The sequence below is a fragment of the Amycolatopsis sp. cmx-4-61 genome (assembly GCF_046548775.1).
Classification (GTDB): Bacteria; Actinomycetota; Actinomycetes; order Mycobacteriales; family Pseudonocardiaceae; genus Amycolatopsis.
This window is the reverse complement of sequence record NZ_JAEBEI010000001.1, coordinates 1,339,454-1,354,473: the sequence shown is the minus strand read 5'-3', so window position 1 is coordinate 1,354,473 and position 15,020 is coordinate 1,339,454. Positions and strand designations below refer to the sequence as shown.

Below are 15,020 nucleotides of genomic sequence, written 5' to 3'. Positions count from 1 at the left end.
TGTCCAACGTCTAAGGCGCCTGAGGAACTCCCCTCGTTGCCACGGCGTGAGGAGGACCACTCCGTCTGTCCATAATAGACACTCCAGACCGAACGTTTTCTTGACATACTCGGCACATGGAACTGGTGACGATCTCTGACATCGAGGCCGCCGCGAAGCGCGTCGCCGATGTCGCCGTACGCACGCCCCTGTTGCTCCAGACGTGGGATCCCCGCGGGACCCTGTGGCTCAAACCCGAAAACCTGCAGCCGGTCGGAGCGTTCAAGGTGCGCGGCGCGTTCAACGCCATCGCCGGCCTCGACGACGCGGCCCGCGCCCGCGGCGTCATCGCCTACTCCAGCGGCAACCACGCGCAGGCAGTCGCGTACGCCGCGCAGCGGTACGGCGTGCCCGCGGTGATCGTCGTGCCGGACGTCGCGCCGCGGATCAAGGTCGAGGCCACCCGCTCGTACGGCGCGGAGGTCGTCGAGGTCCCGATCGGCGAGCACGAGGCCAAAGCGCGCGAACTGGCCGCCGAACGCGGGCTGACCCTCGTCCCGCCCTTCGACGACGCGGCCATCATCGCCGGCCAGGGCACCGCGGGCCTCGAGATCGCCGAGGACCTGCCGGACGTCGACGTCGTGCTGGTCCCGATCAGCGGCGGCGGGCTGGCGGCCGGCGTCGGCACGGCGATCAGGGCCCGCTGCCCGCGGGCGCGCGTGATCGGTGTCGAGCCCGCACTGGCCGCGGACGCCGCCGACAGCCTCCGGCGGGGCGAGCTGGTCCGGTGGCCGCAGGCCGACCGCGCCCGCACGATCGCCGACGGCCTGCGCTCGCAGCCGTCGGAGCTGACCTTCGCCCACCTGCGGGAGGTCGTCGACCAGATGGTGACGGTGACCGAGGACGAAATCCGCGAGGCCGTCCGCGTCCTCGCGACGAAGGCCCGGCTGGTGGCTGAGCCGAGCGGCGCGGTGACGACGGCGGCGTACTTGTCCCACGCCGACGAGCTCCCGGCCGGGAAGACGGTCGCGCTCGTCTCGGGCGGCAACGCCGACCCGGCGATGTTCGCCGAGATCCTGGCAGGCTGACCCGCCCCCAAGCGCCCCAATGTGGCCTTCGGTGCGTGAGACGCACCGAAGGCCGCCTTGGGTGCGTCAGACGCAACCAAGGCCGCCTTGGGGCGCTCGGGGCTAGGAGCCGGCGACGGAGGAGCCTCGGCGGATGTGCGTCGGCGGGCCCTCCACGCCGCAGTGGTAGCACTCGCCCAGGTGCGGGCACTCGTCGTCGGGCGTGGGCGCCGACGGCGCCGACGGCGAGGACGGCGGTGCGAGGACGCCGTTGTGGATGCCCAGTGCGATCAGGCCGCCCGCGATCGCCAGGGCCGCGCAGATCACCAGCGCCGTCCGCCAGCCCGCCGTCAGCGCCACCGGATCCGCGTACGCCTCGCCGGTCAGCCCGGCCGCCGCCGGCAGCACCGCCACCGCCAGCAGGCCACCCGATCGAGCGATCGCGTTGTTCACCCCGGACGCGACACCGGCGTAGCGGTCCGGGGCCGCGGCGAGCACCGTCGCCGTCACCGGAGCCACCACCGTCGCCAGGCCGAGCCCGAACACCACCACCGCGGGCAGCACCGCGCCGAGGTAGGACGCACCGGGCGCGATGCGGAGCATCAGCAGCATCCCGATGCCGACCACGATCGGCCCGACCACCAGCTGCGTGCGCGGGCCGATGCGCTGCGCGAGCGCGCCGGAGCGGCCCGAGAGCAGCAGCATGATCACCGTCAGCGGCAGCCCGGCCAGCCCCGACGCGGTCGGCGAGTAGCCGAGCGACACCTGCAGCTGCATCACCAGCAGCATCATCACCCCGCCGAGCGCCGCGTAGACGACGAAGGTCAGGGCGTTCGAGAGCGTGAACGTGCGGTCGCGGAACAGCGACGGCGGCACGAGCGGCTCGTGCGAGCGGTGCTGGACGGCGACGAACGCGGCCAGCCCCGCGATCCCCAGCAGGCCCGCCACCAGCACGATCGGGTCGCCGATGCCGCGGGCGGGCGCCTCCACCAGCGCGCCGGTCACCCCGGCGAGGCCGAGGGCGCCGAGGGCGGCGGCGCCGAAGTCCGGGTGCCCGGTGGCGTCCGGGTCGCGGGATTCGGGGACGAACTTCCGCGCCATGAGCACGACGGCGACCGCGATCGGCACGTTGATGAGGAACGCGAGCCGCCAGGACCACACCTGCACGAGGAAGCCGCCGAGCAGCGGCCCGGCGGCGGCCGCGATGCCGCCGAGGCCGGACCACGCCCCGATCGCGCGGGCGCGGGCGTCGTGCGCGAAGGACGACTGGAGGATCGCGAGCGACCCGGGCGTCAGGAGGGCGCCGCCGATGCCTTGCAGGATCCGCATCGCGACGAGCATCTCGGTGGACGTCGCGGCGGCGCAGAGCCCGGACGCGACGCCGAACCAGACGACGCCGACGAGGTACGTGCGGCGCCGGCCGTACCGGTCGCCGAGCGAACCGGCGACGAGGATGAGCGCGGCGAGCGCGAGCAGGTAGCCGTCGAGGATCCACTGGAGCCCGGCCACCGACGCGTTCAGCTCGGCGCCGATCCGGGGCAGCGCGACGTTGACGATGGTGCCGTCGAGCATCGCCATGCCGGAGCCGAGGATGGTGGTGGCCAGCACGCCGCGGGCGGCACCGGTGCCCCACCGGATCCCGGTGTCTTCAGTCGCAGTCACCCTCTGAACCTTATTCAGCCGTCGGTCGGCGCAACAGTCACCGCAGGTGCGCGACCTGCGGCGCGTTGCACCGACCCAGCCCGAACAAGGTTCTCGCTCCACCGCGACCGGGGACTGTCGTCAACCGCGCGCTTACGGCAGCAGCGTCGTCACGAACTTGTAGCGGTCGCCGCGGTAGACCGAGCGGGCGAACTCGACCGGCTTGCCGTCCGTGGCGAACGAGTGCCGGGTCAGCATCAGCACCGGCATGCCGACGTCCGCGCCGAGCATCTCCGCTTCCTGCGGCCCGGCGAGCGACGTTTCGATCGTCTCTTCCGCACGCTCGAGTTCGACGCCGTAGTGTTCACGTAGAACGGCGTACAACGAACCGCCCGCCGAGACGTGCTTGCGCAGCCCGCGGAAACGGCCGAGGGGAAGGTGGGTCGTCTCCAGCGCCATCGGCTGCGAGTCCGCCAGCCGAAGTCGGCGAAGGCGGAGGATTTTTGCGCCGGTCCGGATTCCGAGCAGCTTGGCGAGATCGCCCTCGACCGGCATTTCCTCGACTTCGAGGAGCTTCGACGACGGCTTCAGGCCCTGCTTGCGCATGTCTTCGGTGTAGGAGGACAGCTGCAGCCGCTGGGCGAGCTTCGGCTCGGCCGCGAACGTGCCCTTCCCCTGCACCCGGTGCAGGCGGCCCTCGGCGGTCAGGTCGGCCAGCGCCTGGCGCACGGTGGTGCGGGAGACCGTGAACTCCCCGGCGAGCGCGCGTTCGGTCGGGATCGGCGACCCCGGCGGCAGCACGTCGAGCAGGTCGAGGAGGTGCTGTTTCAACGCCCAGTATTTGGGCTCGCGCTGCCCGCGCATCCCGGCGACGGCGCCCGCCTCGCCCGTGGTGGTGGTCTCCAACATGCCCGGCTCCCTATGTCTTCCCTCATCGCACGCCACGTCCCCGTAAGAAACGTACCCTTTTCCCCAAACGCGCCGCCCCTATAACATTGGTCTAGACCTGACCGACGCCGCCTGAGTCCGGTACATAATGCCGGAGGTGGAGAGGAAAATGATGACCGAACAACGGCCCGGCGCGCACATGGCCGCGGAGATCGCCCAGCAGCCGGACGTCTTGGCGGGACTGGTGGCGCGTCAGGCGGAAATCGCCGAAGTGGCGGAAAAGATCTCACAACGCCCCCCGCGGTTCGCTTTGCTCGCGGCGCGTGGATCAAGCGACCACGCAGCGTTGTACGCGAAGTACCTGATCGAGGTACTCCTCGGCCTTCCGGCCGGTCTGGTTTCCCCGTCGACGGCCACGCTGTACGGCGCGCGGCCGGATCTGCGGGACGTGCTGTTCGTCACGGTGAGCCAGAGCGGCGGCTCGCCCGACCTGATCGAGGTCACCGAAACGGCGCGGCGCCAGGGCGCGCTGACGGTGTCCGTCACCAACACCCCGGACTCGCCGCTGCGGGCGGCGTCCGAGCTCGGCGTCGACATCGGTGCCGGTGTCGAAAAGGCCGTCGCGGCCACCAAGACGTACTCCGCGACGCTGATGGCGCTGTACCTGCTCGTCGACGCGGTGCGCGGCGGCAAGGCGGCCGACGCCGAGAAGATCGGCGAGCTGGCGCAGCAGACCCTCGACGGCGCCACCGAGGGCGTGCAGCGCGCGGTCGACCGCTACCGGTTCGTGAACCGGGTCCTCACCGCGGCCCGGGGCTACTCGTACGCGACCGCGCTGGAGGCGTCGCTCAAGCTCGCCGAAACCAGCTACCTCGCGGCCCGCGCGTACAGCGGCGCCGACCTCCTCCACGGGCCGGTCGCGGCGGTCGACGACCAGACCGCGGTCCTCGCGGTGACCAGCGCCGGGCACGGTGCCGACGCGATGCGCGAGGTCATCGACGCCGTCGGCAAGCGCGGCGCGGACGTCGTCGCGGTCGGCTCCGCGTCGGCCCAGGCGCCGGCGGCGCTGCGCATCGACGTGCCGCAGACCGTCGAGGAACTGGCACCGATCCTGGAGATCCTGCCGATCCAGCGGATCGCGCTCGGCCTGTCGCTGGCCCGCGGCGGCGACCCGGACAGCCCGCGTGGCCTGCTGAAGGTGACCAAGACGAGGTGAGCTTCGCGATCGGCGTCGACGCCGGCGGCACGTCGACCAGGGCCGTCCTGGTCGACGCCGCCGGTGCGGTGCTGGGCACCGGGCGGGGCGAGGGCGCCAACCCCAACGCGCACGCGCCCGAGGTCGCCGCGGGCCGGATCGCCGACGCGATCACCGCGGCGATCGGCGGCCGCGACCCCGGCGCGGTGCGGGCGTGCGTCGTCGGCATGGCGGGGGTCAGCAAGCTGAGCGACCCGGGCGTGGCGGCGGTCTTCGACGCCGCGTGGAAGCGGATCGGCCTCGTCTGCGGCGTCCGGACCGTCGCCGACGCCGAAGTGGCGTACGCGTCGGCGACCGCGGCGCCCGACGGGACGGTCGTCGTGGCCGGCACCGGCTCGATCGTGGGCCGCATCCGGAACCGGCGGCTGGCCGGCACGACCGGCGGCTACGGCTGGCTGCTCGGCGACGAAGGGTCGGCGTTCTGGCTCGGCCGCGAAGCCGTCCGCTCCACTTTGGAGGCACTGGGCCGAGGGCTGCCCCTGGCGGGGCTGCCCTCGGCGGTGCTCACCGCCGCGCTCGGACTGTCCCCAGTGGACGTCCAAGCAGTGGACGTCCGGGGCGACGACGGGCGGCTGGCGGCGTCCCGGGCGCTGATCACCGCGGCCAACGCCGAGGCGCCCGTCCGGCTCGCCCGGTTCGCCCCGCTGGTGAGCGCGGCGCACGACGCGGGCGAGCCCGCGGCCCGGGAGATCGTCGCCCGCGCGGCCTGGCACCTGGCCGAGAACGCCCTCGCGGCGCGCGAGCCCGGCGAGTCGACCCCGGTCGTGCTCGTCGGCTCGGTGCTCACCGGCACGAGCCCGATCGGCGGGCTCGTGCGCCGCCGTCTGGCCGGTCTCGAGGTGCTGACCAGCTCCGATGGGGTGCTGGGGGCGGCCTGGCTGGCCGCTGTGGACGCCTTCGGCGAGGGCGCGCCGCGGCCCCGGCCGTAGAGATATCGAGCAAAACGCGGCGCAAAGACGCGAAAACGTCGACTGAACCCGGGTAGTCCGGGTACCGTAGGCAGTGGCCCCCGGACCCTCCCCCCTCGCCGGGGGCCGCCTTATGCCCCGGGTACGTCGTCCGAGCGGGTTTCCGGCGCCAGGCGCAGGCCGGGGTGCTCCGGCGGCAACGCCCGGTAGAGCACCCAGCCGCTGACCGCGACGGTCAGCGCGACGAGCGGCCACGACAGCACCGTGCGGGCCACACCGAGCGCGATCACCTGGCCGGCCCACCACAGCAGGCCGTAGACGACCACGCGCACCGTGTACTGGAGCACCCACACCCAGCTGGCCCGCGAGTAGGCCTTGAGCAGCACGGCGTCGCGGCGCCAGCGCGTCTTCTGGCCCAGCAGCAGGCCGACGACGACGCCGAGCAGCGGCCACCGCACGACGATGCTGGCTGCCCACAGCAGTGCGCTGGCCACATTGGACATCAGCTGCAGCAGGAAGAAGTCCTGGGCCCGGCCGGTGTGCAGGGCGATCAGCGCGGCCGCGACGACGGCGGCCACGCTGACGACCAGCGCGCGGACCTTGCCGCCCCGGGCGATCCGGTAGCCCCCGACCACGACGGCGACCGCGAGGGCGGCGCCGGCACCCCAGGCGACGGACTGGCCGGCGGCGAGCCAGCCGGCGACGAAGCCGACGGGCGGGATGCTGGCGTCGAGCGCGCCCCGGCGGCCACCGAGGATCTGCGCGAGCGATTCGCGGGGTTCTCCGGACACGTGTCCAGCCTGCCGGATCGCGTCCCCAGCGCCCCGGCCAGGGAGATCTTCGCCACATCCGCGTCCGGATTACCTCCGAGTGTGCGGTTTCACGGCACGCCGACCGTGAAGACCGCGTAATAGAGAGGCGGAGAAGGCCGACAAGATAAGACACTGTTACCGCAGGCTGAACGCCCGGGGGTGGAGCGGGTTTGCGGTCGACGGTTAGTTGAGGTGTACAACTACATGTCGGGGTGTGTCGGTCGCAGGGATGGGAAGGGGACCCACGTGTACGGATTCGACAGCTACGTAGCCCTTGGTGACAGCTTCACCGAGGGACTCAACGACGGCCTTCCGGACGGCTCCTTCCGCGGGTGGGCCGACCGGCTGGCGGAGGTCCTGGCGGGTGGCCGCAGCGACTTCCAGTACGCCAACCTGGCCCTACGGGGCAAGATGCTCGACGAGATCCTGGACGAGCAGCTGCCGATCGCGCTCGAGCTGAAGCCGGATCTGGTCACGCTGTGTGCGGGCGGCAACGACATCATCGTCCCGGGCGCGGACGTGGACGCGGTCACCGCGCGCCTGGAGGAGGGCGTGGCGAAGCTGCGCGAGGCGGGCATCCCGGTGCTGATGTTCAACGGCCCGGACACGAAGGTGCTGTCGGTGATGTCGGTGCTGCGCGGCAAGGTGGCGATCTACAACACGAACCTGTGGGCGATCGCCGAACGCTACGGCGCCCGCATGGTCGACCTCTGGACGATGGGCCCCCTGCACGACCGCCGAGCCTGGAGCGACGACCGGCTGCACTTCTCCCCGGAGGCCCACCACCGCATCGCGTTGAAGGCGGCGGAGGTCCTGGGCATCCCGGTCGACAGCGACTGGCGCGAGCCGTGGCCGCTGGAGGAGACGCCGAGCCGCTGGATCGACTCGCGCCGCTCGGACCTGACGTGGACGAAGGTGCACCTGCTGCCGTGGATCCGGCGCCAGCTGCGCGGGGAGTCGATGGGGGACGGGCTGTCGCCGAAGCGGCCTCAGCTGGCGCCGCTGGTGCCGTTGGAAGTGATCGAGGTGCCGGACACCGCTCCGCAGCAACAGGCCAGCTGAGGGTTTCTCGACGGGACCTTCGGGGCTCTGGCTCTCGGGGGCTTCAGGCTTTCCGGGCACTCGCGGGGGCTGAGTGACCGGCGCTCGGGGGTCACCCTTCCGGGTGGATTCCGCCACTTCGCGACCGCGGAGGGCCCGCCCTGGACCTGACCCGCCCTCCCAGGGGGAACCACCCGCATCCACCCTACCCACGACCTCCGACAGAAAGTGCCCAACCGATCACGATCTCTCCAGTTGTCCACATGTCGACTTACCTGGGGACAACTTGTGGATCGTCACCCGGATTCGGCTCGCCAACCTGCGGTACCCGGCTTACAGTCCCCTTATGCGTCGGCGCTGGATCCTCGTGGTCCCGGTTGCGGTGCTGGTCACAGCGCTGCTCGCGGGGGTCGCCACCTGGACGCGGTCGGGCAGCATGGAACGCGACCTGGCCGCCCGGGCCCAAACCGCCCTCTTCCAGGCCGGGCTGCCCACCGGGGACGTCCGCTTCGACGGCCGGGACGCCACCCTCAGCGGCTTCCCGCCCACGCTGGCGCTCCGCGCGCTCGAAATCGTGCAGAACGTCGACGGGGTCCGGGCCGCCAAGGTCAACGGCGATGTCACCCCCGTCGCGCCGAGCGGCAGTGCCACCGCCACCGCCACCGCCACCACCACCACGAGCCCGCCGGCGGAAACCACCACGACGAGCAGCAGCCCGCCGCCGACCACGAGCACCACCGCGCCGCCGCCCACCGACAAGGCCGGCGTGCAGGCCGAGATCGATCGGATGCTCACCGAGACCCCGATCGCCTTCGTGCCCGACTCCGCGCAGCTCACCCCCGACGGCGAACAGGCCGCGCGCAGCATCGCGATCGCCCTCGCCAAGGCGCCCGACGGCTTCCGGTACCGCGTCACCGGGCACGTCGCGCGGGGGCCCGGCGGGGAGAACGCCGCCCTGCGGCTCTCCCAGGCCCGGGCCCGGGCCGTCGCGCGGATCCTGACGGCCAACGGGCTGGCGGTGCGGCGCGTGACCTACCGGGGGCTGGGCGACACGCGGCCGGTCACCGGCGGCGAAGAAGACCGGCGTGTCGAGATCACGGTCGTTTGAGGGGTGAGGAACTGATGTTCTGGCTGTTCGCGCAGATCTGGCTGTGGCTGGTCGTCGCCTTCGCCCTCGGCGCGCTGACCTCGTGGCTCGTGCTGCGCGCCGCCGCGCGGCCCCAGGCCGAGCCCGTGGAAGAGCCCGTCGAAGAAGAACCGCCGTACGAGCCGCCACCGCCGCTGTCGACCGAGCAGACGCAGTTCATCCCGGCCGCCTGGGCGCAGCACGAGTCCGACCGGCGCCCGGCCGTCGCCGACGACGAAGAAGCCGATCCCGTCGGCCACCGCGAAGGCCGCCTGCCGCTGCCGCCGCAGCGCGGCCCGCAGGCCGAAGACTGGCCCACCGAGGACGAGCCCGCCTGGCCGCAGGCCGAAGAACCCGAGAACGCCCCGAGGCCGTGGCACCAGCCTGGGCGCGGTGGCTGACACCCATCCTGGTAAGTTCGGCTACGCACTGTGAGCGAGGGCTGAGGAGGGGGTGGAGTGGCGCTCCCCCATTGGACGCCGCAGCAGGTCCTGCCGCCGGGCCGGCACGCGGGCGACCTCGCCGACGTCTACGAACGCCTGGTGTTCGACGCCCCGCACCAGAACGACCGCGAGATCCTGTTCAGCGCGCTCAACAGCTACCTCGGCGTCGCCCGGCGGATCATCCCGTCCGGCCGCGCCTGGATCGGCGGGGAGCTCATCACCCGGACCGCCCACCCGCCGCAAAGCCTCGACGTCGTCCTCATCCCGGACGAGTGGGGCGCGCTCAAGCGGCTCGACGACGCCGGCCGCTCCGCGCTGTACGGCCTGCTCACCCTGCGGGGCGTGATCGTCGGGCAGCCCGCGATGTACCTGGACCGGGTGCAGCCGGTCGGCGGGATGCTGGACGGCTTCCTGTGCCGCCCCGGCGACGAGGACGTGTGGGCCGAGGTCTGGGGCGAAGGCGGCAGGGGCTACCCGGAGATGATCTGGTGAGGAACGAGTTCCGGCGCATCGCCGACGAGATCCCCGGCGGCACCTGGCTGGACGACCTGGCCCGCGCCTCGGCGATGGCGGCCAACGCGAAGTTCGAACGGACGTCCCGCTCGCCGCTGCTGCACGTCTCGGTGATCGGCGAGCAGACCATCGACGCCTACACCTTCTCCGACATCAGCCGGGCCCTGCAGGACGCGACGGCGAAGATCGGGCACATCATCCGGAACCCGTCCGGCGAGGTCACCCAGGTCCAGCAGACCGACCGGGACAAGGCGCCGCTGATCCAGCGCGGCCAGGCGGGCAACGCGATCTTCTTCGGCTTCCCGGAACCGCTGGCCGACGACGCCCTGATCGTCGACGGCATCGAGACGCTCTCCGAGCGCGCGGTGAAGGAGCTGTGCGACTTCCTCCCGGCGAACGGCTCGGACGACGGTGCGCTCGACGCCGTGCTGCTCCAGCGCGACACCGTCCGCAACGCCGTCAGCGACATCGTCAACGCCGTCGCCAAGAACGCCGGCATCGGGATGGCGCTGACCCCGACCGCGGGCGAGCAGGTCACCCGGAGCATGACCACCGAGCAGGCGCGGATCCTGCAGGGCAGCCTCCGCGAGTCCCGGGAAGAAGTCGGGTACGAGACGGTCCGCGGGCGGCTCGACGGCGTGCGCACCCGGCGGCGGATCTTCTACCTCGACCGCGAGTCGGGCGGCACGATCCAGGGTGCGGTGGCCCCCGATCTGCTCGACCAGATCAAGGAGAACCTGGACCGGCCGGTGACCGCCCGGCTACGCGTCGTCCGCACGACGACGATCGACGGCCGCCGCGGCCGGCCCGTCTTCGAACTCCTCGAAATCACCCCGGAAGTAAGCCTTTTCGACTGAGAAGTCCGTTCTGCGACTTTCGGCTTGCACGCCGGTACCGACGTCCGTCGTAGGCTTCACGGCGGTGCCCGGAGGTCGGCCGGATATTTACGATACCCGCTGCGAGGTCGCGAAAGACCGCGTCGAACAGTGGGAACTCCGATATTCTTCCCATTGATCACCGGGCCACAGCCTGCCCACGATGTCAGGAAATATCGATACCTGGCCCCAAATGGTGGGACAATGACTTTTTCCGGAATGTAACAATTTCGTCCTGGGCCACACTTATGGGTTAACGTCGTCGCACTCCCACCCGAAGGGGTTCGCATGATGACCGACCCGCAGTACCCGCCGGCCACCGCGCGCCACGGACGGCCCGCGCCGCCGGTGACGGCTACGCAGCGTCGTCAAGCCAATGCGAAGTCCGCACGGAACATCCTCGCGATCGTCGGCCTGCTCCTCGGCGTGGCCGCCCTGGTCGTCACGTTCGTCCCCGGCGTCGAGTTCGTCGCGTGGCCGCTGGGCGGCATCGGGCTGGTCCTGGCGATCGCCGGGCTCGTGCAGGTCAAGAAGGGCACCGCGGGGGACCGCGGGCTGGCGATCACCGCCACCGCCGTCACGACCGCCGCACTGCTCACCACGGCCGGGACGCTGCTGTACTCGACCTTCCTCGGCGGCGGCGAGACCGGCCTGCACATGCCCGCCGTGGCCGGCGACAAGCACGCCGTGACCTTCCAGGTCACCTCCGCGGGCGGCGCGACCGTGCGCTACGGCAGCCTCAGCGACCAGCGCACCGAGAACGCGCCCGCGAGCACCGACGCGTGGCAGGGCCAGGCCTCCTACAACAATGGCTCCTACCTGCTGACGCTCACCGCGGACACCCGCAATGCGACGGTCAGCAACGAAATCAGGTGCGCCATTCTGGTCGACGGCAAGAAGGTCGCGGAAAACAGCGGCACGACCATCGCGCTCTGCACGGCGAACGTCGGCTGAGCGGCGACTCCGGCCCCGCCTGGCGACCGGCCGGCCTACCCCCACTTCGGCCGGCCGGGCCGCCACGAGCCGCTCCTGGCGGCTCCGGGCCCCGTCGCGGTTTCCCGCGCGGGACCTGGCGCCGGCGTCTCAGCCTGCCCCTCCCCTAGGGCTCAACCGGCACCGCCGAACCTACGCGGACACCGCCCGCGCGCACTAAGAATCCACTAAGGATTCAGCGTGCGGGCGGGGTCGTGACCCATTCGCAACGAAATTCCCGCGCCGCGAAACTGTCGGAAAGCCTTCACTGCAGATCGGCGAGTTCGGTGCGGACCTCACCGACGAGCTTCGGGTGCACGCGCTCGTAAATGCGCACCGACAACGACAGTTGTTCGCGGGCGCCGTCGATGTCGCCCCGGGCCCGCAGCACGCGGCCCAGCGTCAGCCGCAGCGTCCCTTCCCGTGCGACGAACTCCCGGCTGATCGCCAGGTCGATCGCCTCCCACGCGTACCGCTCGGCGGCCTCGAGGTCCCCGGCGCGCAGGCTGAGCTCGGCCAGCTTGTCCAGCGAGACGACGACCTGGTCGTCGTCGCCCAGCTCGCGGTCGATCCGCAGGCCGGCGCGCTGGTGGGCGATCGCGTCGGCGAGCCGGCCCGCCCGCTTCTCCGCCTGCGCGCAGCTGCTGAGCGCCTGCCCGCGCAGGGTGACGTCGGGGGCGTTCGCGACGGCCTCGGCCAGCCGTTCGATGGCCTTCTCGTGCTCGCCGAGCCGGCTCAGGGCGCGCCCCAGGTGCAGGTCCACCGACGTGCGCAGCCACCCGTCGGGCCGGCCGGCGGACAGTTCCGCCGCTCGTTCGGCGTCGGCGAGCCCGAACCCCGGCAGCTCGAACGCCAACGCGATTTCGCACCGCGCGAGCCGCAGCCAGCACTGCCCGGCGACGTCGCCCGCGGCTTCGGCGGCGGCGACACCGAGGTCGGCCATCCGCGTCCACTCGTCCAGCAGCGGGCACGCGACGCGGTAGGTGTGCGCCAGCCGGGCCAGCCGCCAGACGTCGTCGTGGCGGCCCGCGGCATCCGCGGCGTCCAGGACGGCCAGCAGGTTCGGCCACTCCGCCGCGAACCAGGCGTGCGCCTCGGCGAAGCCGGGCAGCGGGGGCATGGCGTCTTCGGTGAGCACGCCCGAGAAGTCGAGCGGGTCGGCGACCCGGCCCAGCCGGCGCCGCGCCCGGTCGGCCACCGCCTGGTAGTAGCGGACCGTCCAGCCGAGCGCCTCGTCGCGTTCCTTGTCCGTAAGCTCCTGTTCGGCGAGCTCCCGCAGGTACAGCCAGACGAGGTCGTGCGGCACGAAGACGTCCCGCTCGGTCTCGGCGATGAGGTTGTGCGCGGCCAGCGCGCGCAGCCGCCGCCGGGCCTCGGCCACGGTGATCTGCCCGACCGCGGCCATCACGTGCGGGCCGACCAGCACCCCGGGCACCGCGCCCAGCTGCAGGAACGTCTCGGCGACTTCGCCGGGCAACCCGCGGAAGGAGACGTCGAAGGCCGCGCGGACGCTGTCGTCGGCGCCGTAGACCTGCAGCCCCGCCAGCCGGGTGCGTTCGTTGCCGAGTTCGTCGACGAGCTCCTCGGCGGTCCGCTGCGCACCCGCCGAGAGCCGCGCGCCGGCGATCCGCAGCGCCAGCGGGAGGTACCCGCAGAGCCGCGCGAGGGCGTGGTTGAGGCTCGCCGGGCCGGCGAGCTCCTCGATGAGCGCCACGGCGTCGTCCGGGGCGAGCGTGCCCAGCACGCGCTGCTGGGCGGCGTTCGACACGGCGAGCCCGTCGAGGCGCGAGCGGCTGGTCACCACCGTCATCGTCCGCGCGCTCGGCGGCAGCAGCGGGCGCACCTGCTCGGCGGTCCGGGCGTCGTCGAGCAGCACCAGCATCCGCCGTCCGGCGATCAGCGACCGGTAGAGCGCGACGCGCTCGTGCAGCAGCTCCGGGACCTTCGCGGTCTCGACGCCGAGGCCGAGCAGGAACTGCGTGAGCAACTCGGCGGGCTCCAGCGGCGGGTGGTGCGCGTCGAAACCGCGCAGCGACGCGAACAGGACGCCGTCCGGGAACCGTGACGCGACCCGGTGCGCCCACCACACGACGAGGGTGCTCTTGCCGACCCCGGCGGTGCCGGTGACCACGGCGATCGTCGTCTGCCCGGCTTCGGCCCGGGTGACCAGGCCGTCGAGCCACGCGAGTTCCTCGGCGCGTCCGGCCAGGCTCGGCACCGCCGCGGGCAGCTGCGAAATCGCTTTCGCCGGCTCGCCGCCGCCGGCCGGGGCGACGACGTCCCGCGCCGGAAGGTCGTCGTTGAGCACCCGCTCGTGCAGCCAGCGCAGCTCCGCGCCGGGCTCGACACCGAGGGTGCGCAGGGTCGCGCGGGAGACGGTCCGGTACAGCTCGAGCGCGTCCCCGCGGCGGCCGGCGTGGTACAGCGCCCGCATCAGCTGGCCCGCGGTCCGCTCGGCCAGCGGGTCGGCCCGGACGATCGGGCTGAGCTCGACGATCAGTTCCGCGTGCCGGCCGAGTTCGAGGTCGGCGTCGACGCGGGCGCCGTGCACGGCGCGGCGGAGATCCTCCAGCTCCGGGGCCCGCAGGGAGTCCGGCACCCCGCCCAGCGCCGGGCCCTGCCAGAGCGCGAGCGCTTCGGCCAGCAGCACGGCGGCGACCTCCGGGGTGGCCACCGACGCGCGATCCAGCAGCGTGCGCGCCCGGTGGACGTCGATCCGCTCGGGGTCGACGTCCAGCCGGTAGCCCGGCGGGGTGGTGAGGATGCGCGGGCCGTCGAGGTCGCGCAGGACCCGCCGCAGGTGGGAGACGTTGCCGTGGACGATGGTCCGGGCGGTCGCCGGCGGGTCGTGGCCCCACAGGGCGTCGATGATCTCGTCGAGGCCGACGACCTTGCCGGGCCGCAGCGCCAGCAGCGCGAGCAGGCCGCGGACGCCGGGGCCGCCGATCGGGACGGGCTCGTCACCGTGGAAGAGCTGGACGGGCCCGAGCAGCTGGAGCCGGGTCTGGGCCATGTTCGCGCCCACCTCCCGGGTCCACGGTGTCCCCCGGCGCGCCCCCGCCGGAAAAATCAACCTACCGTGATCGCCGCCTGGCGAATACCGCCCCACCGGGCCGGGACCAGGACGTTCCCCGCCGCTGCGGAATCCGCTGCCACCGCGCGGAGGACCTGCGGAACGGCGCGGACATGACAGGACCCCGCACCACCGGTCCCGATCCGGTGGTGCGGGGTCACTGGCAAAACTCCCGGCCGGGCCGCCAGGGGGCCGGTCCGCCCGTCCGCCACCGAGGGCAACCAGACAGGTGAGCTCACCCCGAGCGAAGCACCCGCCGCCGGTCGTCGACGAAGACGTGTTGCGCGAGCCACACACTCGCGCGGTGGCGACACGGTAACAGGGCGCACCGGGCCGGTCACCGGCGGGTGGCGATTCGTTATCGTCCCCGGGTTTCGAGCGTGGGAACCCGGGTAACGCCGTGCGAAACCGTCGAGCACAGCTGCCT

Annotated in this window: 13 protein-coding genes; 9 read left to right on the top strand and 4 right to left on the bottom strand. The window is 72.6% G+C overall.

Annotated features, from left to right (window positions below; all coding sequences use genetic code 11):
* Nucleotides 1-116 precede the first annotated feature (116 nt).
* On the top strand, nt 117-1,067 hold the full coding sequence (locus ACLJOU_RS06665; protein ID WP_410564150.1) for a threonine/serine dehydratase: 951 nt from the start codon (nt 117-119) through the stop codon (nt 1,065-1,067).
* Nucleotides 1,068-1,169: 102 nt separating this feature from the next.
* On the opposite strand, the gene ACLJOU_RS06660 is transcribed toward ACLJOU_RS06665, so the two are convergent.
* Nucleotides 1,170-2,708: an MFS transporter gene (locus ACLJOU_RS06660; protein WP_410564149.1), complete on the bottom strand. Its 1,539-nt coding sequence runs from the start codon at nt 2,706-2,708 to the stop codon at nt 1,170-1,172.
* A gap of 132 nt (nt 2,709-2,840) precedes the next feature.
* Nucleotides 2,841-3,596, bottom strand: coding sequence for a GntR family transcriptional regulator (locus ACLJOU_RS06655; RefSeq protein WP_086846871.1), 756 nt, complete (start codon nt 3,594-3,596; stop codon nt 2,841-2,843).
* 148 nt (nt 3,597-3,744) lie between these two features.
* Here ACLJOU_RS06655 and ACLJOU_RS06650 point away from each other — a divergent pair, with 148 nt between their 5' ends.
* Entirely contained in the window at nt 3,745-4,791 is a 1,047-nt protein-coding gene (locus tag ACLJOU_RS06650; protein ID WP_410564146.1) for an SIS domain-containing protein, read from the top strand.
* Nucleotides 4,788-5,759 (top strand): N-acetylglucosamine kinase, encoded by a 972-nt coding sequence (locus tag ACLJOU_RS06645; RefSeq protein ID WP_410564144.1) that lies wholly within the window; start codon nt 4,788-4,790, stop codon nt 5,757-5,759. The genes ACLJOU_RS06650 and ACLJOU_RS06645 overlap by 4 nt, the downstream gene beginning before the upstream one ends.
* A gap of 110 nt (nt 5,760-5,869) precedes the next feature.
* Here the strand turns inward: ACLJOU_RS06645 and ACLJOU_RS06640 are convergent, their stop codons facing one another.
* Nucleotides 5,870-6,529 carry a DUF3159 domain-containing protein gene (locus tag ACLJOU_RS06640; RefSeq protein WP_410564142.1) on the bottom strand — a complete coding sequence of 220 codons (660 nt, stop codon included), beginning with the start codon at nt 6,527-6,529 and terminating at the stop codon, nt 5,870-5,872.
* Between the two features lie 267 nt (nt 6,530-6,796).
* On the opposite strand from ACLJOU_RS06640, the gene ACLJOU_RS06635 reads away from it, so the two are divergent.
* The 6 genes from ACLJOU_RS06635 to ACLJOU_RS06610 all read left to right on the top strand — a co-directional run bounded on the left by ACLJOU_RS06635 (nt 6,797) and on the right by ACLJOU_RS06610 (nt 11,502).
* Nucleotides 6,797-7,612, top strand: coding sequence for an SGNH/GDSL hydrolase family protein (locus tag ACLJOU_RS06635; RefSeq protein WP_410564140.1), 816 nt, complete (start codon nt 6,797-6,799; stop codon nt 7,610-7,612).
* 346 nt (nt 7,613-7,958) lie between these two features.
* Nucleotides 7,959-8,699, top strand: coding sequence for an OmpA family protein (locus ACLJOU_RS06630; RefSeq protein WP_410564766.1), 741 nt, complete (start codon nt 7,959-7,961; stop codon nt 8,697-8,699).
* Between the two features lie 14 nt (nt 8,700-8,713).
* Nucleotides 8,714-9,118: a hypothetical protein gene (locus ACLJOU_RS06625; protein ID WP_410564137.1), complete on the top strand. Its 405-nt coding sequence runs from the start codon at nt 8,714-8,716 to the stop codon at nt 9,116-9,118.
* Between the two features lie 57 nt (nt 9,119-9,175).
* Entirely contained in the window at nt 9,176-9,652 is a 477-nt protein-coding gene (locus ACLJOU_RS06620) for a DUF6932 family protein (protein WP_410564135.1), read from the top strand.
* Nucleotides 9,649-10,530, top strand: coding sequence for a hypothetical protein (locus ACLJOU_RS06615; RefSeq protein WP_086852001.1), 882 nt, complete (start codon nt 9,649-9,651; stop codon nt 10,528-10,530). Before ACLJOU_RS06620 ends, ACLJOU_RS06615 begins: the two co-directional genes overlap by 4 nt.
* A 306-nt stretch (nt 10,531-10,836) precedes the next feature.
* The gene (locus ACLJOU_RS06610; RefSeq protein WP_410564132.1) at nt 10,837-11,502 is read left to right on the top strand and encodes a DUF4190 domain-containing protein; all 666 of its coding nucleotides are present in this window, start codon (nt 10,837-10,839) and stop codon (nt 11,500-11,502) included.
* A 283-nt stretch (nt 11,503-11,785) separates the two neighbouring features.
* Here the strand turns inward: ACLJOU_RS06610 and ACLJOU_RS06605 are convergent, their stop codons facing one another.
* Nucleotides 11,786-14,533 (bottom strand): BTAD domain-containing putative transcriptional regulator, encoded by a 2,748-nt coding sequence (locus ACLJOU_RS06605; RefSeq protein ID WP_410564131.1) that lies wholly within the window; start codon nt 14,531-14,533, stop codon nt 11,786-11,788.
* Between the last annotated feature and the right edge of the window lie 487 nt (nt 14,534-15,020).

Bases quoted from the DNA above. Each gene is read 5' to 3' on its own strand.
- ACLJOU_RS06665 (WP_410564150.1), top strand. From the start codon at position 117: ATGGAACTGGTGACGATCTCTGACATCGAGGCCGCCGCGAAGCGCGTC.
- ACLJOU_RS06655 (WP_086846871.1), bottom strand. From the start codon at position 3,596: ATGTTGGAGACCACCACCACGGGCGAGGCGGGCGCCGTCGCCGGGATG.
- ACLJOU_RS06650 (WP_410564146.1), top strand. From the start codon at position 3,745: ATGATGACCGAACAACGGCCCGGCGCGCACATGGCCGCGGAGATCGCC.
- ACLJOU_RS06625 (WP_410564137.1), top strand. From the start codon at position 8,714: ATGTTCTGGCTGTTCGCGCAGATCTGGCTGTGGCTGGTCGTCGCCTTC.
- ACLJOU_RS06610 (WP_410564132.1), top strand. From the start codon at position 10,837: ATGATGACCGACCCGCAGTACCCGCCGGCCACCGCGCGCCACGGACGG.
- ACLJOU_RS06605 (WP_410564131.1), bottom strand. From the start codon at position 14,533: ATGGCCCAGACCCGGCTCCAGCTGCTCGGGCCCGTCCAGCTCTTCCAC.